Genomic DNA, 22,976 nt, shown 5'->3' with positions numbered 1-22,976 from the left:
CGCGGAGCGTGGGGACGATCTTATTGCGCCTGAATGCGAAAGCCCATGCGTGGGAAGTGCACATGCACGGTGCCGGCGCGTTCGTCGGTGCGGCGCAGGATCAGCTCTTCGCGCCCGGCAAACAGCAGTTCGCCGGCGACGGGGTCGGTGCCGTAGTCGGTGGCGCTGATACTCACCTGCTGGCCCGGCGTGAAGCCATTCAAGTCCGCGAACACTTCATCCGGCAGATTGGCCGGCGTGGCGTTGCGCGAAATTTCCAGCGCTTGTGCAGCGCTCATCTGGGTGGAGGTGCCGTGGCCGAAACTCAGCACGCGGTCCAGCCAGGCGGCCACGGCCGGATAGGCGTCCACCAGCGGCGCAGTCACCGAGGAGCCTTTGAGGAACCACAACGGGTGAGCCAGGGAAAAGTCGGCAATCGACGGTTCGCCAAACAGGAAATCCCCCGCTTGGTGCTGCAATTGCTGATTGATGCGGCTGACAATCGCCGGCCATTGGTGCAGGGCCTGGTCCAATTGCACACGTGTTGCCGTGCCACCGCTGAACAGTTTGCCGCGGTCGGCCACCAGCACCTGGAGCATTTCCGGCGGCACCTTGGCGAACTTGACGGCCAGGGATTCCGGCTGGAACACCAGCGCCACCGCATGGGAAAACACCACCGAATCCGCCCAGGCGGCGAACCCTTGGGTGACCAGTTCCAGGCCTTGGGGAAACAGCGCGGGGGCGGATTTTTCCTGCTCCAGGCGGCGGGCGATCAAGGCCGTGTCGCAATAGATATCCGCGCCGACTTGCAGCACCGGGGTCTTGCGATAGCCGCCGGTGAGGGCACTCAGGTCCGGCTTGGGCATCACCGGCGGGATCAGCACCGAATGCCAGGACAGGCCCTTGAAGCCCAGCAACAGGCGGGCTTTTTCGGCGAAGGGGGATTGCGGGTAGTGGTGAAGGATCAACTCAGACATGCCGGACTCCGCTCTAGAAGTGAGCCGCTAGCTTAGCCTGCAAAAACCCGCTTGGGGACGATGGGAACCCATCAGTCAAATCAATGAGCCACTGGCCGCCAGGCATTCCTTGGCGCTTTTCTTCAACTTCTTAATCAGCCGCTCCTGGCGCAACGCCTCGCCTTTGCTTGCACATTGCTCGGTGTACACCAGGGCCACGGCCGGGCTGGACAGGAAGAACCGCGCGCCCTTGCCGCTCTGGTGGGAGGCAAAACGGCGCACCGGGTCATTGCTGATGCCGCAGTACAGCGCGCCATTGGCGGCGCGTACCAGGTAGACGAACCAGGGTTTGGGTTCAGAAGGATCAGTCACGGGTCGATTCGGCTAACACACAGGAGCGCCAAGCTTATCAACGACTGGCCTGGAATGCCTTCAAACCGCGCAGCGCCTGGGTGCGCACGGCGTTTTTGACGATGGGCGTCCAGCCCAGCAACAGGCCTTTGGTGCCCAGGGCCTGACGTGACCAGCGCCACAGGTCGAAGCTGTCGTGGTGCTCGCAGATCTTGCCGTCGCGAAATACGAAGCGCGCCTGGATGTCGTTGACCACCGTGTTGCCGGTGGCGCTGAACAGATAGGTCGCGACCCAATGTGCACTGCCGCCGCGCTCATCGCTGCGCACGCTGTCGAAGGTCAGGGAGAAATCCTTGGCGCGGGTGGTGAGCATGCGCCACATATCGCCGGCATCGCGCCCGCGCAGTTCGCCAAAGGCCGGGTCGCTGAACACCACGTCGTCGGTGTAGCAAGCAGCCATGGCCTCGGCGTCCAGGCGCTGGAAGGCCTGGTAGAAACGGTTGATCTGGGCGTCGTGGGCATCACTCATGGGCAGGCTCCGTGATTCAGTGTAATCAGGGCTGCACGATAAGCTGCGCATGGGTGGAAAGCCATGCCCATTTGCCGTGTCAATAAGGGGGGTGGGGTTAGAGGTAAACGACGTCCAGGGTGGCGCTGCCGTCCAGGGGAATATCTTCACCCAGCGGCGGCAGGAATTGCAGCCTGACAATCATGGTCTCGACCCGCACATCCATCGACATTGCCTTGAGTGGCAACGGCGCCGAATCGCTACCTGCGCGCTCGCTCACGCTGCGCATGCCCTCTACCTGCCACACCAAGTCGGGGTGAGTGGCGTCCGACCAACTCGCGCCATCGTCCGATTCAATCATCGGTCGATCCACGCCATCGGCCTGCCCATTCAGGGTTTTCAGCAGGTACCAACCCACTTTTTTGTCGCCATCGACCAGGCCCAGGCCAAAATTTTCCCGCTTACCGATGAACTCCTCGCCAGAACTACCGGCGCGATTGTCGCGACTTTTGATCGCGATCAGTGTTGGCGCGGCGCACTCGACACTCAACCGCAACGTCGCCACCGGCAGTGCGGTGGGCACATTTCCCGGGTTCAAGTCCTTGCGCGAGATCTTGCCGTGGTCCACCACCCCGCCGCCGGACAAGGCCGGCGTACACGCCGCTGGCGTAATACGGCCGTTGACGTTCAACTCCACATTGGACGCCGCCAATACCTGGCCGACACCGCCCAGCGCGATGACGGCGGCCATCACGTTAATCAACTTATTCATATATAAAGTGCTCGTTCGAGTGCGTTTTAGTTGACGAGTAGCGGACACACGACTGCACCAGGCTCGCCAACAATTACGACTCTGTAGTTAGACTAGGGATTTATGCCAAGGCGCAATTGCCACCAAAGCACTCACGGACTTTATCGCGCAACGCCACAGCGCCCAATACAAGTTTTACGAATAGGCATGCCGCACTAATAACCGCCCCAGCTACAGCAACTTCAACGCACACAGAAGCAATTAACGTGACACTTGATTCAAGGAACCATTCCCGCATCCCGTGCATAGGCAAACAGATCCACATCCGTGGAAATGCACAACCGATGCATCGCCGTACTCTTCTGCTTGCTGATCGTCGAAATACTGCGATTGACCCGCGCGGCAATCTGGCTGACGGTCATCCCGCTGGCCAACATGCGCACCACTTCCTGCTCTTTGCCCGACAATGTCGGCGCCTTGGTCGGTTGCGCCAGGCAGGCCTGATCCAGCTGCAAGCGCAGGCATTCACTGACGAACTGGCGCCCCTGCACCACGGTCATCAGCGCCTGCGGCAACTCTCTGGCGGATGCGCTCTTGGCAATAACGCCTCGCGCGCCGTGGCCAAACGCGGCGCGCAAGGTGGCAATATTGGCGAACATGGTCACCAAGATCACGGGGACATCGGGGTATTTTCGATGCAATAAACCCAATAACCCGTAACCGTCGGCCTGCTGATTACCGGGCATGGCGAAATCGGTCACGATCACGTCGCACGGAATACGTTCAATCAACTCCAGAAGTTGGTCCGGGCCATCGGCTTCGGCCACGACCTTGCACTTTCCACTCGCCTCGATCACCACTTTTTGACCTACGCGAACTATGGGGTGATCGTCAGCAATAATGATGCGAATCATCGGGTATTCCATGATGGCAGTTTGAGACCAGCAAAATACCGCGATCGTGTTTTTGCAACAACAGGAAATAAGTCCTCCACGCAGCGCTACGCCCCGGTTTTAAGCGCCATGCATAAACCCTACACAATTAAGAGAACATACTTACGGAAATGTACTACATGACAGAGGTATAAATTCCTTCAAAGTTGTGCCAAGTAATCCAGATAGCGCTCAATGCTCTGCCGGTAGCCATCCAGGCCGGACTGGTTCAGCCGCACCCCGCAGGCCTGCACTGCATGGATCAACGCGACCGCGTCGCCCTCCAGGCCGGTGTCCCCCACAAACGCCACGCTGCCCGCCAGACGATGCAGGCACTGCGCAGCTTGTCTGGCATCCAGCGTGGCTTGCGCGGCGGCCAGCACAGCCAGGTCGGCATGCGCCTCCTGGATCAGGCTGAACAGCATCGGTTCCACCACATCCCAAGTACCAAAAGCCTCGATCAGGCTGGCGCGGCTGGGCATCGTGCCGCGCCGCACAGCCGGGCTATCCATGCGCTTGCCGACAGTGCCCACTGACTGCGCAGGCGCCAGCCAATAGCGCAAAACCTCACGCAATTGGGCGAATCCAATAGGCTTGGTCAACCAGCCATCCATTCCGCACGCCATACACCGGCGGATATCTTCCGGCCCCAGGCTGGCGGTCAAGGCCAGTACCGTCACGGATGGGCGGCCTTGCGCTTTCTCGCGCCGACGCAGCTCGCGGGTCATCGCGTAACCGTCCATGACCGGCATCCGGCAATCGCTGATGACCAGGTCGAAACACTCGACATTCAGCACCTCCAACGCCATTTGCCCGTCGCTGCAACAGTGGTGGGCCACGCCGAGTTTTGTCAGCAATGAGCCCATCAGCAGGCGGTAGGTACCGTGGTCATCCACCACCAATACCCTGGCATGGGGCCAGCATCGTTCAGGTAAGTGGTGCGCCATGGTGCCCTCATGCAGAGAGCGATCAGCTCAACCGGCCGGCCCATGCACCGGCCGCACCCGAACTTTTCGCAGCAGGATGATTTCCACAATCCAAATGAATGAATCGCGGCCATCAAAGAGCGCGAAAAAATATCCGAACGAATTAATCAGAGCGATACAACAACTACGACAAAGCCCCCTCGCCGCGGATTAAACGACGCTATTTCACTCCACAAGCCCTTTTTGTCATTGCCACCCTGTCATTCGTAATAGTTGCATTTGCGCCGCTTCGTCCCGGCGGTAGATTCCCTCCCGCTTTCCCTGAAGCAGCGCGTGCCCACACAACCATAAAACCCTGGGCAACTTCCCCGCGCTTATCTGTCCCGACGCCCTTGCATAGGAATACCGGTTGATATGAAAACCTTTCTTCTCGCCACCTTGGTCGGTGCCCTGCTGATCGGCCATGGCACCCCTGCACTCGCCACCAGCGGTGTGGACCTGTCAGTTAAAGGATCGATTACCCCGAACGCCTGCACCCCAAGCGTGAGCAATGATGGGCTGGTGGATTACGGCAAGATCTCGGTACACGACCTCAACCCGACAGGGGTCACCAAGCTACCTGAAAGCACCTTCAAACTGGCGGTCAATTGCGAGGGCGCCAGCTTGTTCGCGCTGGCCAGCCAAGACAATCGATCGTCCATTCCGGGCCAGAGTGCCTCATTCATACTCGGGCGGATCAGTGCAAAAAACTGGATCGGCACGTACTTCCTGAGCATGAAAAACATCCTGCCGGATAACCCTAGCGCCTATTCAATCTACTCCTTCGATAACGGATCGACCTGGCTCTTCAATCCTGATGCAGGCGTTCCAGCAAACACACTGATCGCTTTCGGCAACCAATCCTCCGGTGTGCGGGCCCCCATTCCTCTCAAGGACGTGTCTCTGGACCTGCTGGTCCAAGCCTTCATTTTTCCAAAAGATCTAATACCGACCGGTGAAACCATCGCTCTGGACGGTTCTGCCACCTTCGAGTTGCGCTACCTGTAATCCTTCCTGACTCTCACAAGGACCTGTGCCCATGGATAAACCCACCCTCGCCCTGCTACTGGCAGCCTGTGCGCCCAGCGTATTTGCCGCCAGTGACACTCACTTGAACGTCTCCGGCAGCATCACCCCCAGCTCCTGCACACCCAGCCTGACCAATGGTGGCGTGATCGACCACGGCAAGATGACGGCCAGGGACCTGCAACCGAGCACACCGACACGGCTCAACCCGGCCGAGATGCGCCTTGAAGTGCAGTGCGAGGGTGACACCTTTTTCACCTTGACCACCGTGGACAACCGGGCAGGCACCTCTGCCATCAACCCGGCGCACCACGGCCTGGGCAAGACCCATGAGGACGAGAAACTGGGCAGCGTGGCGTTTTCGCTGTTCGACCCGGTGGCCGATGACAATCCCGTCAAGGTCATCACCTCACGCAATGGCGGGGCCAACTGGTCCACGTCGATCTACCTGGGGCATGAGGCACTGACTTCATTCGCCGCACTCGACGGCCCCAACACGCCCATCGCCCTGAAAACCCTGAGCGCCCGCTTGCGTGCGTTCACCATCATCGTGCCCGCCACCGACCTGACCCTGCTCGATGAGGTGCCTATCGATGGTCAGGCCACGCTGCAATTGAAGTACTGGTAAGCCGTCGTTTTTTTCATTTTTCACCCTGCTAGGAGCAACACCATGAGTAAGTCCCTGAACGCCCTGTTCACCACCCTTCTGCTCACCACTGCCGGCAATGCGCTGGCAGCCTCCAGTGTCGATCTGACCGTGAAAGGCTTGATCACACCGAGTGCCTGCGAACCGACCCTGCCCAACGGCGGCAACGTCGATATCGGCAAGATTTCTGCCAAGGACCTCAAGGCCGACGACCACACCAACCTGGGCGAACACACCCTGCAACTGACGGTCACCTGCGATGCCGCGACGCTGATGGCAATCGAGCCCCATGACAATCGTGCCGGCTCGAGTTCCGACGAAGTCCCGTCACGCTTTGGCCTGGGCTTGATAAACGGCAGCGAAAAGCTGGGTTTCCTTGAGGTCTGGCTCTCCGCGCCCTCCGCAGACGGCAATGCGGGGCGCTTGATCGGCTCGGTGGACGGCGGCTCGACCTGGACCCAGGAAGTCAACTTCGCCACGGGCGGCATTCTCTCGGTGGCGGATAACACCACCCTGGCGCCGATGCCGGTGCAGATCTTCACCGCCAACATGACCGCCTCGCCCAGCATCGCCCCCGCCAGCGGCTTGACCCTGACCGAAGAAGTCCCCATCGACGGCTCCGTCACCCTGACCGTCAAATACCTGTAACGGCAAGCGGGCGCAACGCACGGCCTTGCGCCCTTCGCCGCTCTCACGGATGTCTCCTCAACCACGGTTCCAACCACAGACCATGAACACGTTCTCCCGCCGTTTGATGATGCTCGGTCTTTGCCTGACCGCCACCCCCGCCCTGTGCGCCTCGACGGTCGAAGTGTCACTGACCGGCATCATCACCCCCAGCGCTTGCACGCCGACCTTGAATCCCGACGGCATCGTCGATTACGGGCGCGTCCCGGCGCGTTCCCTCAACCTCTACGAGTTCACCCAGTTGCCCACCCAGAACCGGGAGCTGACCGTGAGCTGCAACGAGCCGGTGCTGTTTGTGCTGGTGGGCGTGGATAACCGCGCCGCGTCGTCCGTGGGGCCAGGGTTTTATTACGGCTTGGGCAACAACATCCATGCGCCGACGGAACGCCTGGGCTCGGTGGCCCTGGCCATTCGCGAGGCCACCGGTGACAACCAGCGCGTGCTGGTGCTGGCCTCCAGCAACCAGGGCCTGACGTGGTTCCCCGAGTCCAACGCCTACCCGGACACCTACATGGGCTTTGCCCCTCCCGGCACCCTGGTGCCAGCGCCCCATCGCATGGTCAGCGCCACCTTGCAAATCAACACGTCCATCAACGCCGCCGCCTACCTGACTCTCGACCAAGAGGTCCCATTGGACGGCTCCATCGTGCTAGACCTGAGGTACTTGTAGTCATGTTTCCTCTCCCTCGAATCGCCTTGTTCAGACGGATGTTCAACTTCGTACGCTATGTGGGCCTGTACCTCGGTGCACTCGCCCTGACGCTGTGGGGCCCCACCCTGGTTCTGGCCGACGGCATGGTGCCGGACACTTCGGTGGTGATCGTCAACGAAGCCGACGGTGAAGCCTCGGTTTCGGTGACCAACACCGACTCGAAGCTGGCCCTGTTGCACGTGACCCTCGAAGACATCCCGGAAGACCCGGCACCGTTGCTGTTCGTCACGCCGCCGTTGACCCGGGTAGAGCCCTCCAAGAGCCAACTGATCCGCTTTATCCTGCAATCGCCCACGCCGTTGACCACCCAACGCCTCAAGCGGGTGATTTTCGAGGGCATGCCCCAAGGCCGCGCGGCGGGCCAGGCCGGGCATGCGCGGGTTGGCGTGACGGTGCGCCAGAACCTGCCGGTGATCCTGCACCCCAAGGGCCTGGCCCCCAATCGCACGCCCTGGACCGGCCTGACCTGGAGCCTGAAAAACCAGCAATTGAGCGTGCATAACCCAACGCCCTATGTGGTGCGCCTGGCCCAGGAACTGAAGCTGCTGCCGGGCAACGGCTCGGCCTTGTTGCCACGTACCTACGTGCTGCCGGGGGAGACCCTCAGCGTCGCCGCCAGCCTGGCCCAGGCCAGCACCGTGCAGTTGCAGCCGGCCACCGTGTACGGCTTTGCCGTGGACCCTTACCAAGCACCGATCACCCTTTGATCGCAGCGCTGGAGGGAAGGATTCCGGCGCCCTGATAACGAAGTGGCCTCCCATTGAAGGCCACCAGGAGCCTGCCGCACCGACGGATCGGCGCGGGCCTGCCTCCACTCTTCGAGTATGACTTGTGAGCACAGTAATGACTGATCGCGACGGCGCAGCCGTGCCTGACGTTCTACCGCCAAACCTGCGCCGGGTATTGGCCGGCCTGGCGTTGACCCTCGGCGCCACACTGCCGGCGGGTGAACCGCTGGCGGACGAAAAGGCCGGCTCGTTCGACCCGCAAACCTTGTCCCAGCGCGGCATCGACCCGCAGTTGGCCAACCTGCTGCTGGAAGCGCCACGCTTCGCCGCTGGCCGCCACGCCCTGAACCTGAACGTGAACGGCCAGCGGCGTGGGCGTATCGATGTGCTGTTCGACGAACAGGGCGCATTGTGTTTCAACCAGGCCCTGCTGGACGCCGGCCAACTACGCCTACCGTCGGAGGCTGCCGACTGCCATGCCTTCCTCGACGCCTACCCGCAGACCGTGATCGAGCAAGATCCGGCCAGCCTCAGCCTGGCGCTGATCGTACCCACCGACGCCCTGCGCCCGGCCGTGCAGGACGTGTCCGGCTACCAGACCGGCGGCTTCGCCGGCCTGCTCAACTACGACCTCACCGGCCTGTACAACGAGTACGGCGACGACACCAGCCGCTTCGGCTCGGCCAACACCGAGGTCGGTTTCAACGCCGGCGACTGGATCGTGCGCAGCCGCCAGGTGCGCACCTGGCAAGACAAGAGGTCGCGCACCACCCACCTTGACGCCTACGCCCAGCGCACCTTCGCCGAACAGCAGGCCGTGTTCCAGGCCGGGCAGATCAACCTGTACAACCCGGTGCTGGCCGGCGCCCAGATCACCGGCGCCCAGGTGCTCACCGAAACCGCGCTGCAAGACCAGAACCAGGGCGCGACCATCACCGGTATCGCCAACGGCCCGGCCCAAGTGGAAGTGCGCCAGAACGGCACGCTGATTCATTCCACCGTGGTGCCCGCCGGACCATTTGCCCTCACCGATGTGCGGCGCTTGAACAGCCGTTCCGACGTGGAAGTCACGGTCAAGGAAACCAGTGGCGAAGAACGCCGCTTCACCGTTCCCGCCGCCATGCTGGGCCTGGGCCTGCCGGCGCCGGGTTACTCGGTAGCCGCCGGGCGCGTGCGCAAGGTCGGCGACGGTGCCGGCGCCGAACCCTGGGTGGTCAGCGGCGGCTGGAGCGGCGCGCTGCACCCGCAGGTCAGCGTTGGCGGCGGTGTGCTGGCGGCCGACGACTATCGTGCTGCCGGGATCAGCCTGGGCTGGCTACCCTGGCAGGACAGCCAGTTGCAGTTCTCCAGCCAGTTGGCCCAGGCCACGCGCCAGGGCAATGAGCGTGGGGTGCAGACCGACCTGTCGTGGTCGCAGCGCCTGGGCGAACGCTGGGCCATCACCACCGCAGGCTCCTGGCGCTCGTTCGGTTACCGCGACCTGGAAGACTCCACCTACCGCACCGACACCCGCGAGCAACAACGCGCGCGCTATCGCGACCAGCAGAGTGCCACGGTGTCCTGGGCGCACCCGATGCTGGGGGCCTTCAGTGCCGGGGTCTCGCGTTCGTCCTCCTATACCGGCGACAGCAGCAGCCGCGCACTGGCGTCGTGGGGCACCAACGTTGGCCGGGTGTCAGTCTCCGCCAGCGCCGAATGGCAGGTCGGCGGCCGGCAGCAGAGCGATGACAGCATTTACCTGAACATCAGCGTGCCCATCGGCGACAGTCGCCAGGTTCGCGCCTGGGCGCGCAACACCGGCGGCGAACATCGCCTCGGCGCCGGGTTCAACGAGCAGGTCAATGACCAATTCGCCTACCGCGTCGGCGTTGAACGCGACAGCCGCGACCGCGAGGTGGAGTCGTCCGTAGGCGTATCGGCGCTGCCCTATTACAGCCAGTTGGACTTCAACTACACACGCAACGACGCCGAGCGCTCCAGCTACCAGGGCGGCGCACGCGGCGGCGTGGTACTGCACGGCGACGGCTTGACCTTCTCGCCGTACCCGGTGCGCGAAACCTTCGCGGTCATGTCGGTGGGCGACATGGCCGGGATCAAGGTCAGCACGCCAAGCGGCCCGGTGTGGACCGATTGGCAAGGCCAGGCCGTGGTGCCGCAACTCAGTGCCTATGGCCGCAGCCCGGTGGAGGTACAGACCCGCTCGCTGCCGCGCAACGCCGATATCAGTAATGGCTTGGCGGTGCTGTCGGCCGGGCGAGGCGCGGTGGACAAAGTCGAATTCGGCGTGGCCCTGACTCGACGCGCCTTGCTGCACGTGACCACGCCCGACGGCCAGCCGCTGCCCCGTGGTGCCACGGTCAGTACCGCAGACGGCGAGTTCGTGACCCTGGTCCAGGAAGGCAGCCAAGTGTTCCTGCCGGACGTGCTCGACCGACGCGCGCTGTGGATCAGCGCCCCCGGCCAACCCCGTTGCCGCCTCAGCTTCGAACTGCCGGAACACGGCGACCCCGAGGTGTATTACGAAACCGCACCGGCGCGGTGCCAAGCATGAGGACGATCACCATGGGCCTCAAACCCGTCTTGCTTTCCCTGAGTCTGCTGCTGGGCGCCAATGCCTGGGGCGCCGATGAATGCCAACTGAACCTGAGCGAACCCACGCTGGATTTCGGCCTGATGAACCGCGCCGTCGCGTTGGCGCCTGCCGCCGAGCGGTTGCTGGGGGAGCGGCGTGTGCGCCTGAACCTCAACTGCCCGAACGCCACGGACATGAGCCTGGTCTATCGCGGCCTGGCGGCGGGTGCCGAGCGCTTCCGGTTTACCGAACGCGGCAGCTACAGCCTGCGGGTCAGCGATGCGGTACTCGACGGCCAGTCGGTAGAAGTGGGCTTGCTCGCCGCCAGCGGGCAACCGCCCGTCAGCCTGGGCACGACGCTGCACTGGCGACCGGAGCACGGCATCGTGCCGTTGCGCGGTGGCGTCACGGTGAGTGGGCGCAATTTGTCGCTGCTGATCGAGGCAAGCGCCTGGGCCGACGAAACGGCCTCACGCGTCAGCGATGCGGTGACCTGGGACACCAGCGGCGTGTTCGACGCGATCCACGCCGGGCGCTCGCGGGCGTTGCGCCTGCAAGCGCGCTTCGCCCCGGCGGCCTGCACACCCAGCCTGTCCAACGGCGGCACGGTGGAGTTCCACAAGTTATCGGTGATGGACTTGAACATCGACCAGGAAACGCCGCTGCGCACGCAACCCGTCGTGGTTAGCGTGACCTGCGACGCCCCCACCCGCTTCAGCCTGCGGTTGCAGGACAACCGCCAGGGTTCGGCCACCGGCCCCGCCGACGAAACCACCTACGGCCTGGGGCTCGACGCCAAACAGCAGAAAATCGGGCGCTACCGGCTGCTGTTCGACCCCGCACGTACCAGCGCCGACAGTGCCTCCCCGGTGTATCGCACCGACTCCCCGACCGGCGCCCTGCCCTGGAGCAGCGCCAGCGCCAGCCCCATGGCCATTGGCGCTGGCCGCCACCTGGGCTTCAGCGCCAGCGCCGGCAGTACCAGCGGCCCGGATGCGATCCAGACACTCAACGCCACGGCCGGCCTCGAAGCCGTTCTTGCGCCGCTAGGCACGCTGGACCTGGGCAGCGAAGTACGTCTCGACGGCGCCGCCACCCTTGAACTCAACTACCTCTAGGAACACGCCCATGAAGTGTTTTCTGATTGCCTTATCGGCACTTTCGCTACTGGTAGGCGGGCCGTCAGCCCGAGCCAACTCCAGCGTGAACCTGAGCGCCACCGGCAAGATAACCCCCAGTGCGTGTGAACCGCGCCTGTCCAATGGTGGTGAGTATGACCTGGGCAAGATCCCCGCCAAGGACCTGAACCTCGATCAGCCAACCGCTCTGCCTGTCCAAACCCTGCAACTGGAGCTCACCTGCGAAGCGCTGACGCTGGTGGCCCTGAAGCCCAGGGACAACCGAAGCGGCTCCAGTTCTGATAGCCAATACACGTTCCGCTTCGGCCTGGGGCGGGTCAATGGCAACGAAAAAGTCGGCAGCATGGTATTGGACCTCCAATCAATCCTCGCCGACGGCAACCCGATGTACGCCATCGGTTCAGAAGGACCGACCGGCTGGGCCCCGACAGACATTATTTCACCCACCTTCATCACGTCATTCACCTCCAGCCGAAGCATCCCCAATCTCGCGCCAATGCCCATCCAACGGCTGACCGCAGACCTGCGCATCGCACCAAGGATCGCGCCGGCAAATACCCTGACCCTGACCAAGGAAGTTCCTATCGATGGCTCGGTCACCCTTGAAATCAACTACCTCTAGGTGCACTTCCATGAAGAATATTCTGATTTTTTTGGGGCTGTTGTCCGGCACTGCCCACGCCGCCTCCACTGCCGAATTGACCGTAAAGGGCCTGATTACGCCGATGGCCTGCACGCCACAGTTATCCAGCGGCGGGTTGGTGGACTTCGGCAAGATCTCGCGCAACGACCTCAACCTCACCAATGGCACGCGCCTGCCGCACAAGTACCTGACGCTTACCGTCAACTGCAACGCCGCCGGCCGCTTTGCCCTGCGCATGCGCGACAACCGCGACGGCACCGCACACGTCAACAGCGAGATTTTCTATGGCTTGGGGCTGGATACCGCCGGCAACAAGATCGGCGTGTATTCGCTGAGTTTCGACCCCAAGCAGACCGTGGTCGATGACCTTGCAGTGGTGTACGGCACCGAGTCCACCACCGGCGGCCTGGCCTGGCGTACCTCCAACCTCAACCCCATCGATGTCGGCTCGCGCAGCCTGCTGGGGTTTACCGATGTGGCGGGCAGCATGGCCGGGCCCTCCGCAATCCAGACCCTTACCAGCACCTTGAAGCTGGAAGCCACGATCAACGCCCGGCAGAACCTGGACCTGAGTGTGGAAACACCGATGGACGGTTCGGCGACGCTGGAAGTTGTGTACCTGTAATCCCTGAAACCCTTCACTTTCCCTGGTTAGGAGCAACACCATGAGCATCACCCGTAAACTGCTGGCCTCGGCCTTCATCCTGGCTGGCGCCGGCCATGCGATCGCTGCGTCCAGCATCGACCTGAACATCAAGGGCTCGATCACGCCGAGTGCGTGTACACCGAGCATGTCCAGTGGCGGCACCGTTGATTACGGCAAGCTGTCCGCCAAGGACCTCAATGCCGACAGGTTGACCCGCCTGCCTGCGGAGTACCTGCAACTGCGGGTCGACTGCGATTCTGCCATCCTCTTCGCATTGCAAGGTCACGACAACCGCGCAGGCTCGGTACCCGATGGTCATGAAGATAACTTCGGCCTGGGCCTGATCAATGGTGATGAAAAGCTCGGCTCCTTTGCCGTGAACTTGACGTCAGCCGTGGCCGACGATGTTCCATCCAGATTTATTATGTCCTATGACGGCGGAGAGACCTGGGAACCATGGCCGGGCGGGGCTCTATGGGACGGTGGCACGACCGCCGTCGCCGACAACTCATCCTTCACACCGCTGCCGACGAAAGTGCTGACAGGCGAGATGGAAATAAAAACGCTCATCGCCCCCACCAACAGCCTGACCTTGACCGAAGAAGTGCCTATCGACGGCTCCGTGGCGGTGACGGTCAAGTACCTGTGATACCGCGTCAGACCCGCTCGCTGTTGACCGCGACGTAAGCGGCGCGACCGGCACCGAGCCCGGCGATGATCGCGCCCAGGCCGATCACGCCGAACACCCAGCCGGTGGCGCCCCAGCCACCGGTCCAGTCATGCAGCACGCCCACGGCCAACGGGCCCATGGACGCCAAGGTGTAGCCGATGCCTTGGGCCATGCCGGACAGGTTGGCCGCCACGTGGGAATCGCGGGAGCGCAGAACGATCAGGGTCAGTGCCAGGCTGAACGTACCGCCCTGCCCCAGCCCCAGCAGAATCGCCCAGCCCCACAACCCGTCGAGCGGCGCCAACAGGCAACCGAACAGGCCGCCGAGGGTCAGCAGCATCACCACCACGATGGCCAGGCGCTGGTCCTTGCCACGGGTGGCCAGCCACGGCGCCGTGAGCGCGCTGAGCAACTGCACGATGATCGAGCCGGACAGCGCCAGCCCGGCTTCGGTGGCACTCAGGCCTCGGTCGATCAGGATTGAGGGCAGCCAGCCAAACACGATATAGGCCAGGGATGATTGCAGGCCCATGTACAGGGTCACTTGCCAGGCCAGCGGATCGCGCAGCAAGCCTTTGACCCGATAGGCGACCTGATGCGCCCCGTGTTTCTGGCCGACTTGCGGCAGCCAGAACAGCGCCGCCGCCAAGGCAGGAACGATCCAGAAGCCCAAGCCGATGGGCCAACTGTCTCCAAAATAGTGACTCAGCGGCACCGTGGCCCCCGCCGCCAACGCCGCCCCCAGGCACAGCGCCATGGTGTAGACGCCGGTCATGGTGCCAGCCTGTTTGGCGAAGTCACGCTTGACGATACCCGGCAACAACACACCGATGATGCCAATGCTGGCGCCGGCGATCAGGCTGCCGGCGAACAGCCCGGCTTCGCCAAACGAACTGCGCAGGATGATGCCGCCAGCCAGTGTCAGCAGAATCCCCAGCACCACCCGCTCGGCGCCAAAACGCCGCGCCAGGATCGGCGCCAGCGGCGCGAACAGCCCCAGGCACAGCACCGGCAAGGTGGTCAGCAGACCGGCCTTGGCCGCCGACAGCCCCAGGCTGTCGGAGACGTTGCTCAGCAACGGCGAAAGGCTCGACAGCGCCGGGCGCAGGTTCATTGCCACCAGAACCAGCCCCACGATCAACAACCAGGGGCGGCTCACCACCGGCGGGCGGTGTTGCACCACCTCATCGTCGGCTTCGGCATCGATCAACAGTTCTTCAAGCTTGGTTTCAGAGGTCATGGAACAAACGCCGGCAGAGGGATGGGGGCTTGCCCTAATCACTGGTTGAAAAGTCCCACAGCCTATTCGGACGTGCCCACAAGAGCAACGCACTAGGTTTTTTAGGCAACAAAAGGAACTGAATTTTCGATTGGTAAAATTACCCTCTGAGGGTAATTATTGGACTCAGGTGTCTTATGGAAAAGTACACACCTCATTACGATTTGGCGGTGATAAAGGCGGATGTGAGACGGCTTGGCGCCAAGGCATTCACACGTGCGGCAAAGAGAACCGCAGAAGCGCTCGACCTCGATATCAGCGAGATGCAATCGATCATTTACGCGCTGAAAAACAGGATGTTGTGCAAGTCGATGACCACCTATGCCGATCATCGTATCTGGCAGGACGTCTACCACATCCATTCACATGGTCTGGAGATTTACATCAAGGTGACGTATTGCTCCGGCAGTAACCCACCGGTGATCTCCTTCAAAGGGATGAACCTATGAATACCCAACATTGCTTCATCTGCGGTGCCCCCGACGCGATGGTGCGTTTTGAAGGCCGCAGTGAAACCCTGCGCATCAAAGGCATGGAGCAGTGCATTGAAGGTCTTTCGGGCTGGGAGTGCCAGGTGTGCGAGGACGGCATGTACGACCCCGATAGCTGCGAACGCCACGCCAAGGCCAGTGATGAGCTGCTCCACGCCGCACGGCGGAAGATGGGCGCCGAACTCAAGCGTATCCGCCGCAAGCTGCACCTCACGCAAAAAGAAACCGTGGAGTTGCTGTCCGGTGGCGGGCACAACGCCTTCTCACGCTACGAACGCGGCGAAATAACACCGCCCAAACCGTTGATGGTGTTGATGCGCCTGCTGGATCGTCACCCCGACTTGCTCGCCGAGGCCAAAGAACTGGCCGATGGCGCAGACCTGCGCAACGCCTTCACTTACACCCTCAACAACAAAACGCAAGAAGCCCTCAAAGCGTCCTGAGCCTCCAAACAATAAACCCGGCACCAGGCCGGGTTTATTTATTCACACATCGATCAATGCAGGATCTGGCTCAAGAACAACTTGGTCCGGTCATTCTGCGGGTTGTCGAAGAAGTCATTCGGCGCTGCCTGTTCGACGATCTCGCCCTTGTCCATGAAGATCACGCGGTTGGCCACGGTGCGCGCAAAGCCCATTTCGTGGGTCACGCACAACATGGTCATGCCGTCTTCGGCCAGGCCGATCATGGTGTCCAAAACCTCTTTCACCATTTCCGGGTCGAGTGCCGAGGTCGGTTCGTCGAACAGCATGATTTTCGGCTTCATGCACAGCGCACGGGCAATCGCCACACGCTGTTGCTGGCCGCCGGACAGTTGCCCCGGAAACTTGTGCGCCTGCTCTGGAATGCGCACGCGCTCCAGGTAGTGCATGGCGATTTCCTCGGCCTTGCGCTTGGGCATCTTGCGTACCCACATCGGCGCCAGCGTGCAGTTCTGCAGGATGGTCAGGTGCGGGAACAGGTTGAAGTGCTGGAACACCATGCCGACTTCGCGGCGGATCGCTTCGATCTGCTTGAGGTCGTTGGTCAGCTCCACGCCATCCACCACGATGCGGCCCTGCTGGTGTTCTTCCAGGCGGTTGAGGCAACGGATGGTGGTGGACTTGCCCGAACCCGACGGGCCGCACAGCACGATACGCTCGCCCTGCTTGACGTTGAGGTTGATATCTTTCAACACGTGGAACTGGCCGTACCACTTGTTGACGCCCTGCATCTGGATAATGCCTTCAGGGCTCACAGGCTGTTTGATCGCTTCGCTCATAACAACAACTCCTAACGCTTGTGGCCTGTGTCGAGCTTATGTTCCAAATGAATGGAATAGCGCGACATACCAAAACAGAAAATCCAGAACACCAGGGCGGCGAACACGTAGCCTTCAGTGGCCATGCCCAGCCATTTCGGATCGGCGGCGGCTTGCTTGACGCTGTTGAGCAGGTCGAACAGGCCGATGATGATCACCAGGCTGGTGTCCTTGAACAACGCGATAAACGTGTTGACGATGCCCGGGATCACCATCTTCAGGGCTTGCGGCAGGATCACCAGGCCCATCGAACGCCAGTAGCCCAAGCCCATCGCGGCAGCGGCTTCGTACTGCCCCTTGGGAATCGCCTGCAAGCCACCGCGCACCACTTCGGCCACGTAGGCCGACTGGAACAGGATCACGCCGATCAACGCCCGCAGCAATTTGTCGATGCCCATGCCTTCGGGCAGGAACAACGGCAGCATCACCGAGGACATGAACAGCACGGTAATCAACGGCACGCCGCGCCAGAATTCGATGAAGGTCACGCAGACCACACGAATCGCCGGCATGTTCGAACGCCGCCCCAGTGCCAGCACAATGCCCAACGGCAAGGCGCCAGCGATACCGACGGTGGCGATCACCAGGGTCAGCATCAGGCCGCCCCATTGGCTGGTCGCCACGTTGCTCAGGCCGAAGATGCCGCCGTGCAACAGGAAGAACGCGATGATCGGGTACAGCACCAGGAAGCCCAGGCCGTAGATCGCCTTGCGCGGGAAGCGCGAGATGAACAACGGCGCCACGCCAACGATGGCCAGCCACACGGTCAGGTCCACGCGCCAGCGCAGGTCGCCGGGGTAGTAGCCGTACATGAACTGCCCGAAGCGCTGTTGGATAAACACCCAGCAGGCGCCCTCCTTGGTGCAATCGGCGCGCGTGGTGCCGACCCAGTTGGCGTCCAAAATGGCCCAATGCAGGATCGGCGGCACCACCAGGTAGACCAGGTAGAACGCCAGCAATGTCAGCAAGGTGTTGAGCCAACTGGAAAACAGGTTGGCGCGCATCCATGCCACCGGGCCGAACACTTTGCTCGGCGGCGGCATATCAGGTTTGAAAGTATGCGTACTCATGGGTGTGTCCTCACCGCTCGATCAGCGCAATGCGCTTGTTGTACCAGTTCATCAGCAGCGAAATGCTGATGCTGATCGCCAGGTACACGCTCATGGTGATGGCAATGACTTCGATGGCCTGGCCGGTCTGGTTGAGCACCGTGCCGGCAAACAGCGAAACCATTTCCGGGTAACCGATACCGGCGGCCAGCGACGAGTTCTTCGCCAGGTTCAGGTATTGGCTGGTCAGCGGCGGAATAATCACCCGCAGGGCCTGGGGGATGATGACCTTGCGCAGCGTCGGCCCGGGGCGCAGGCCCAGGGAGCGCGCGGCTTCGGTCTGGCCGTGGCTGACGGACTTGATGCCCGACCGCACGATCTCGGCGATAAACGCAGCCGTGTAGACGGTCAGCGCCAGGGTCAACGCCAGCAGCTCAGGGATGAGTACCCAGCCACCGACAAAGTTGAAGCCCTGCAACTTGGGCATTTCCCAATGCAGCGGCGCACCGAAGATCAGGGCGCACAACGCCGGGATCACGATGAGCAACGCCAGCCCGGCCCAGAATTTGTGGAACGGTACACCGGTCGCTTCAAAGCGTTTGTTGGCCCAACGCGCCATCAGCACCACGGCGATGATCGCCACGACGATGCTGACCACGAACGGCCAGAACCCATCCGCCGCCAGCGCTGCCGGCATGTTCAGGCCACGGCTGCTGACAAAGAAGGTATCGCCGAAGTTATGGCTGTTACGCGGCCCCGGCATGGTGAGGAACACCGCGAAATACCAGAACAGGATTTGCAGCAGCGGCGGAATGTTGCGGAACACTTCCACATACACCGTCGCCAGCTTGTTTATCATCCAGTTCGGCGACAGCCGTGCCACGCCGATGATGAAACCCAGCAGGGTCGCCAGGATCACGCCGATCACGGTGACGAGCAAGGTGTTGAGCAGACCGATCACAAAGACGCGGGCATAACTGTCCGATTCGGTGTAGTCGATCAAATGCTGCGCGATGCCGAAGCCGGCACTGCGTTCAAGAAAGTCGAAACCGGAGGTAATGCCCCGGTGCTGAAGGTTGGTCTGGGTATTGTTGAAGAGGTACCAGCCCAGCGAGACCACCGCCACAATCGTGATGATCTGGAAGAGCCACGCACGCACTTTGGGATCGCTGAAGCTGAGCTTCTGCTTTGGTGCGCCGATTTGATTTTGCATGAAGTGCCCCGGAAATAATGGAACAGAACATCACCCGGCGGTTGGCCCACCGGGTGATAGAACCATCAGCGATCAGCGCACAGGTGGTGCGTATTGAATGCCGCCGTTGTTCCACAGCGCGTTCAGGCCACGGTCGATTTCCAGCGGGGTGCTCTTGCCGAGGTTGCGCTCGAACACTTCGCCGTAGTTACCGACTTGCTTGACGATCTGTACAACCCAGTCTTTCTTCACTTTCAGGTCTTTGCCGTATTCGCCGTCAGCACCGAGCAGACGTGCCACGTCCGGGTTCTTGGTGGACTTGGCTTCAGCTTCGACGTTTTTCGAGGTGATACCGGCTTCTTCCGCGTTGAGCATGGCGTAGCCCACCCAGCGCACGATGGCCAGCCACTCGTCGTCGCCGTTACGCACGACCGGGCCCAGCGGTTCTTTGGAAATAGTTTCCGGCAGGACCACGTAGTCCTTTGGCGACGCCAGCTTGCTGCGCTGGGCGAACAGTTGGGACTTGTCGGAGGTCAGTACGTCGCAACGCCCGGATTCCAGCGACTTGGCGCTTTCGTCGGAGGTGTCGAAGGTGATCGGGGTGTATTTGAGGTTGTTGCCACGGAAGTAGTCGGAAACGTTCAGCTCGGTGGTAGTACCGGCCTGGATGCAGATGGTTGCACCGTCCAGTTCCTTGGCACTTTTCACGCCCAGCTTGTTGTTAACCAGGAAGCCGATACCGTCGTAGTAGGTAATGAAGCCTGGGAATTTCAGGCCCATGCCCGCATCGCGGGAGCTGGTCATGGTGGTGTTGCGGGACAGGATGTCGACTTCGCCCGATTGAAGCGCGGTGAAACGCTCCTTGGCGTTCAACTGGCTGAATTTGACCTTGGTCGCGTCGCCGAATACGGCAGCGGCCACCGCACGGCACACGTCAGCATCGATCCCGAGGATCTTGCCGCTGGCATCCGGCACCGAGAAACCCGGCAGGCCGTCGCTCACGCCACATTGCACAAAGCCTTTCTTCTGCACGGCATCCAGGGTGGCGCCGGCTTGGGCGAAACCACTGACACCCAGTACAGTCGCCGCAGTCACGATGGCCAGGGTGGATTTCAATACCTTCATTCAAACCTCCAGTTGCTCTTGTTGTGTCGGAGCTAAAACCTCTGCGCACCCTTATGAGGCGATATCGACCCGTGTTGGCTTTTTTTAGGGTCAAGCAGCATGAGGCTTTCGCGGTAATTCCAGCGGCTATCCCACAACGGCAGTCACTGATAGTGTTACCGGCCTGGGATAGTTCTGACATCGACCTACACATAGCAAGGCGCGTACCAGAGTGATGGCTGAGTCGTTTCAGCCCACTATCAAGAGCAAAAGATTCAACCTTGCGACATTCTCTTAACAGATCAACCTGTCGCGCACCGTTCCGTCGCACTTAATCGGAGCGCACGCACATATATGGAGCAGACATGACCGAACCCTTGATTCTTCAGCCCGCCAAGCCCGCAGACGCCTGCGTAATCTGGTTGCATGGCCTGGGTGCCGATCGCTACGACTTCCTGCCAGTGGCCGAAGCCCTGCAGGAAAGTTTGCTGACCACCCGTTTCGTTTTGCCCCAGGCGCCGACCCGTCCGGTGACCATTAATGGTGGCTACGAGATGCCCAGTTGGTACGACATCAAGGCCATGAGCCCGGCCCGTTCCATCAGCCTGGAAGAGCTGGAAGCATCGGCGCGGATGGTCACCGATTTGATCAAGGAACAAAAAAGCAGCGGGATAGACGCGTCGCGGATTTTTCTCGCTGGTTTTTCCCAGGGTGGCGCGGTGGTTTTCCACACGGCGTTTACCAAATGGCAGGGTGCCTTGGGGGGCGTGATTGCGCTCTCCACCTATGCGCCGACCTTCAGCGATGAACTTGAGTTATCCGCCAGCCAACAGCGTATTCCGACCCTGTGCCTGCACGGCCAGTACGACGACGTGGTGCAAAACGCCATGGGCCGCAGTGCCTATGAGCATTTGCAGAGCCGTGGTGTCACCGTGACATGGCAGGAATACCCAATGGGCCACGAAGTGTTACCCGAGGAAATCCGCGACATCGGCACCTGGTTAAGCGCTCGCCTGGGCTGAAACCCTGGGTTTATGTAGCCGTATGACAGACGCACTACGCCGCGCCCGTTTCTTGCATTACACTGGCCGGCGTACATTCCTTAACCAATTAATGAGATCACCGTGCTCGAAGCACTCAAGAAGATGTTCGGCAAAAGCGAGGCCGAGCCGCTCGCGCCTGTTCCCAGTGCTCCTGCCCCGACTGCCGGCAGCCGCAATGACGGCCAACAGCCTGCTCGGACTGCGCCTGTCGCCCAGCCGACGACGCCTACGGTGACCGCGCCTGAACCGGTAAAAGAAGCCGCACCGGCCCCGAAACCGCGCCGTGAACGTGCGCCAAAACCGCCGGTGATCCCATGGAAGCTCGAAGACTTCGTCGTCGAGCCCCAGGAAGGCAAGACCCGCTTCCACGATTTCAAACTGGCCCCGGAACTGATGCACGCCATCCAGGACCTGGGTTTCCCGTATTGCACGCCGATCCAGGCGCAGGTACTAGGCTTTACCCTGGCCGGCAAAGACGCCATCGGCCGCGCCCAGACCGGCACCGGCAAGACCGCCGCGTTCCTGATCTCGATCATCACCCAGCTGCTGCAAACGCCGCCGCCGAAAGAGCGCTACATGGGTGAGCCGCGCGCCCTCATCATCGCCCCGACCCGGGAGTTGGTGGTGCAGATCGCCAAGGACGCCGCCGACCTGACCAAGTACACCGGCCTCAATGTCATGACGTTCGTCGGCGGCATGGACTTCGACAAACAGCTCAAACACCTCGAAGCCCGTCACTGCGACATCCTGGTGGCCACGCCGGGCCGCCTGCTGGACTTCAACCAGCGCGGCGACGTGCACTTGGACATGGTCGAAGTGATGGTGCTGGACGAAGCCGACCGCATGCTCGACATGGGCTTTATCCCACAAGTGCGCCAGATCATTCGCCAGACTCCACCGAAATCCGAGCGCCAGACCCTGCTGTTCTCCGCGACCTTCACCGAAGACGTGATGAACCTCGCCAAGCAGTGGACCACCGACCCGTCCATCGTCGAGATCGAAGCGGAAAACGTCGCCAGCGAAAACGTCGAGCAACACATTTACGCCGTGGCCGGTGCCGACAAGTACAAGCTGCTCTACAACCTGGTCAACGACAACGGTTGGGAACGGGTGATGGTGTTCGCCAACCGCAAGGACGAAGTGCGCCGCATCGAAGAGCGCCTGGTGCGTGATGGCGTCAACGCCGCGCAACTGTCCGGCGATGTGCCGCAACACAAGCGCATCAAGACGTTGGAAGGTTTCCGCGAGGGCAAGATCCGCGTGCTGGTGGCGACCGATGTGGCAGGCCGTGGCATTCACATTGATGGCATCAGCCATGTGATCAACTTCACCCTGCCGGAAGTGCCGGATGACTACGTGCACCGTATTGGTCGTACTGGCCGTGCGGGCGCGGCGGGTGTGTCGATCAGTTTTGCGGGTGAGGATGACTCGTATCAGCTGCCGTCGATCGAGACGCTGCTGGGGCGCAAGATCAGCTGCGAGACGCCGCCGACGCATTTGTTGCGGGCGGTAGAACGCAAACGCCCTGCTTAAAGCTGAAATGCGGTAAAACATGTGGGAGCGGGCTTGCTCGCGAATGCGGTGTATCAGTGATGAATGTATCAACT

General features: G+C 61.6%; 25 protein-coding genes. 14 read left to right on the top strand and 11 right to left on the bottom strand.

From position 1 onward, the window contains the following. Positions 1-20 precede the first annotated feature (20 nt). The 6 genes from NUV89_RS12675 to NUV89_RS12650 all read right to left on the bottom strand — a co-directional run bounded on the left by NUV89_RS12675 (position 21) and on the right by NUV89_RS12650 (position 4,424). Positions 21-956, bottom strand: a complete 936-nt coding sequence (locus tag NUV89_RS12675; protein ID WP_257781590.1) for a glutathione S-transferase family protein — start codon at positions 954-956, stop codon at positions 21-23. A 75-nt stretch (positions 957-1,031) separates the two neighbouring features. After that, positions 1,032-1,307, bottom strand: coding sequence for a GIY-YIG nuclease family protein (locus tag NUV89_RS12670; RefSeq protein WP_090409144.1), 276 nt, complete (start codon positions 1,305-1,307; stop codon positions 1,032-1,034). A 37-nt stretch (positions 1,308-1,344) separates the two neighbouring features. Beyond that, complete coding sequence (locus NUV89_RS12665) at positions 1,345-1,815, bottom strand: nuclear transport factor 2 family protein (RefSeq protein WP_257781589.1); 471 nt, start codon at positions 1,813-1,815, stop codon at positions 1,345-1,347. A gap of 97 nt (positions 1,816-1,912) precedes the next feature. Next, positions 1,913-2,566, bottom strand: coding sequence for a DUF1120 domain-containing protein (locus NUV89_RS12660; protein WP_257781588.1), 654 nt, complete (start codon positions 2,564-2,566; stop codon positions 1,913-1,915). A 257-nt stretch (positions 2,567-2,823) separates the two neighbouring features. Beyond that, complete coding sequence (locus NUV89_RS12655; RefSeq protein WP_017736718.1) at positions 2,824-3,459, bottom strand: response regulator transcription factor; 636 nt, start codon at positions 3,457-3,459, stop codon at positions 2,824-2,826. A 179-nt stretch (positions 3,460-3,638) separates the two neighbouring features. Then, entirely contained in the window at positions 3,639-4,424 is a 786-nt protein-coding gene (locus NUV89_RS12650; RefSeq protein WP_257781587.1) for a hybrid sensor histidine kinase/response regulator, read from the bottom strand. A 393-nt stretch (positions 4,425-4,817) separates the two neighbouring features. On the opposite strand from NUV89_RS12650, the gene NUV89_RS12645 reads away from it, so the two are divergent. The 10 genes from NUV89_RS12645 (at position 4,818) to NUV89_RS12600 (ending at position 13,890) form a co-directional block, all read left to right on the top strand. Then, positions 4,818-5,450, top strand: coding sequence for a DUF1120 domain-containing protein (locus NUV89_RS12645; RefSeq protein ID WP_257781586.1), 633 nt, complete (start codon positions 4,818-4,820; stop codon positions 5,448-5,450). Positions 5,451-5,481: 31 nt separating this feature from the next. Then, entirely contained in the window at positions 5,482-6,096 is a 615-nt protein-coding gene (locus tag NUV89_RS12640) for a DUF1120 domain-containing protein (protein ID WP_257781585.1), read from the top strand. A gap of 42 nt (positions 6,097-6,138) precedes the next feature. Further along, entirely contained in the window at positions 6,139-6,762 is a 624-nt protein-coding gene (locus tag NUV89_RS12635) for a DUF1120 domain-containing protein (RefSeq protein ID WP_257781584.1), read from the top strand. 82 nt (positions 6,763-6,844) lie between these two features. Further along, positions 6,845-7,471, top strand: a complete 627-nt coding sequence (locus NUV89_RS12630) for a DUF1120 domain-containing protein (protein ID WP_257781583.1) — start codon at positions 6,845-6,847, stop codon at positions 7,469-7,471. Positions 7,472-7,509: 38 nt separating this feature from the next. Beyond that, positions 7,510-8,220, top strand: coding sequence for a fimbria/pilus chaperone family protein (locus tag NUV89_RS12625; RefSeq protein ID WP_257781582.1), 711 nt, complete (start codon positions 7,510-7,512; stop codon positions 8,218-8,220). Between the two features lie 136 nt (positions 8,221-8,356). After that, positions 8,357-10,792: a fimbria/pilus outer membrane usher protein gene (locus NUV89_RS12620; protein WP_257781581.1), complete on the top strand. Its 2,436-nt coding sequence runs from the start codon at positions 8,357-8,359 to the stop codon at positions 10,790-10,792. An 11-nt stretch (positions 10,793-10,803) separates the two neighbouring features. Beyond that, complete coding sequence (locus NUV89_RS12615; RefSeq protein ID WP_257781580.1) at positions 10,804-11,931, top strand: DUF1120 domain-containing protein; 1,128 nt, start codon at positions 10,804-10,806, stop codon at positions 11,929-11,931. 10 nt (positions 11,932-11,941) lie between these two features. Beyond that, positions 11,942-12,574, top strand: coding sequence for a DUF1120 domain-containing protein (locus tag NUV89_RS12610; protein WP_257781579.1), 633 nt, complete (start codon positions 11,942-11,944; stop codon positions 12,572-12,574). A gap of 10 nt (positions 12,575-12,584) precedes the next feature. Next, positions 12,585-13,220, top strand: coding sequence for a DUF1120 domain-containing protein (locus NUV89_RS12605; protein ID WP_257781578.1), 636 nt, complete (start codon positions 12,585-12,587; stop codon positions 13,218-13,220). A gap of 40 nt (positions 13,221-13,260) precedes the next feature. After that, positions 13,261-13,890 (top strand): DUF1120 domain-containing protein, encoded by a 630-nt coding sequence (locus NUV89_RS12600; RefSeq protein WP_257781577.1) that lies wholly within the window; start codon positions 13,261-13,263, stop codon positions 13,888-13,890. 7 nt (positions 13,891-13,897) lie between these two features. On the opposite strand, the gene NUV89_RS12595 is transcribed toward NUV89_RS12600, so the two are convergent. Next, complete coding sequence (locus tag NUV89_RS12595; protein ID WP_257781576.1) at positions 13,898-15,151, bottom strand: CynX/NimT family MFS transporter; 1,254 nt, start codon at positions 15,149-15,151, stop codon at positions 13,898-13,900. Positions 15,152-15,327: 176 nt separating this feature from the next. Here NUV89_RS12595 and NUV89_RS12590 point away from each other — a divergent pair, with 176 nt between their 5' ends. Further along, positions 15,328-15,639, top strand: a complete 312-nt coding sequence (locus tag NUV89_RS12590; protein ID WP_257781575.1) for a type II toxin-antitoxin system MqsR family toxin — start codon at positions 15,328-15,330, stop codon at positions 15,637-15,639. Next, entirely contained in the window at positions 15,636-16,124 is a 489-nt protein-coding gene (locus NUV89_RS12585) for a type II toxin-antitoxin system MqsA family antitoxin (RefSeq protein ID WP_257781574.1), read from the top strand. The genes NUV89_RS12590 and NUV89_RS12585 overlap by 4 nt, the downstream gene beginning before the upstream one ends. 53 nt (positions 16,125-16,177) lie before the next feature. Here the strand turns inward: NUV89_RS12585 and NUV89_RS12580 are convergent, their stop codons facing one another. The 4 genes from NUV89_RS12580 to NUV89_RS12565 all read right to left on the bottom strand — a co-directional run bounded on the left by NUV89_RS12580 (position 16,178) and on the right by NUV89_RS12565 (position 20,347). Then, positions 16,178-16,942: an amino acid ABC transporter ATP-binding protein gene (locus tag NUV89_RS12580; protein WP_003171943.1), complete on the bottom strand. Its 765-nt coding sequence runs from the start codon at positions 16,940-16,942 to the stop codon at positions 16,178-16,180. A gap of 11 nt (positions 16,943-16,953) precedes the next feature. Further along, a complete protein-coding gene (locus NUV89_RS12575) occupies positions 16,954-18,051 on the bottom strand; it encodes an amino acid ABC transporter permease (protein WP_207039986.1) in 1,098 nt (365 codons plus the stop codon). 10 nt (positions 18,052-18,061) lie between these two features. Next, positions 18,062-19,243 (bottom strand): amino acid ABC transporter permease, encoded by a 1,182-nt coding sequence (locus tag NUV89_RS12570; RefSeq protein WP_257781573.1) that lies wholly within the window; start codon positions 19,241-19,243, stop codon positions 18,062-18,064. Positions 19,244-19,315: 72 nt separating this feature from the next. Next, on the bottom strand, positions 19,316-20,347 hold the full coding sequence (locus NUV89_RS12565; protein ID WP_257781572.1) for an amino acid ABC transporter substrate-binding protein: 1,032 nt from the start codon (positions 20,345-20,347) through the stop codon (positions 19,316-19,318). Positions 20,348-20,691: 344 nt separating this feature from the next. Here NUV89_RS12565 and NUV89_RS12560 point away from each other — a divergent pair, with 344 nt between their 5' ends. Then, positions 20,692-21,348, top strand: a complete 657-nt coding sequence (locus NUV89_RS12560; protein ID WP_257781571.1) for an alpha/beta hydrolase — start codon at positions 20,692-20,694, stop codon at positions 21,346-21,348. 96 nt (positions 21,349-21,444) lie between these two features. Then, positions 21,445-22,902, top strand: coding sequence for an ATP-dependent RNA helicase RhlB (rhlB, locus tag NUV89_RS12555; protein WP_257781597.1), 1,458 nt, complete (start codon positions 21,445-21,447; stop codon positions 22,900-22,902). The last annotated feature ends 74 nt before the right edge of the window (positions 22,903-22,976 follow it).

The organism is Pseudomonas sp. 18.1.10, assembly GCF_024655625.1.
GTDB lineage: Bacteria > Pseudomonadota > Gammaproteobacteria > Pseudomonadales > Pseudomonadaceae > Aquipseudomonas.
Note: the sequence above shows the minus strand (reverse complement) of the source record. Positions and strands in the feature narration are given on the sequence as shown.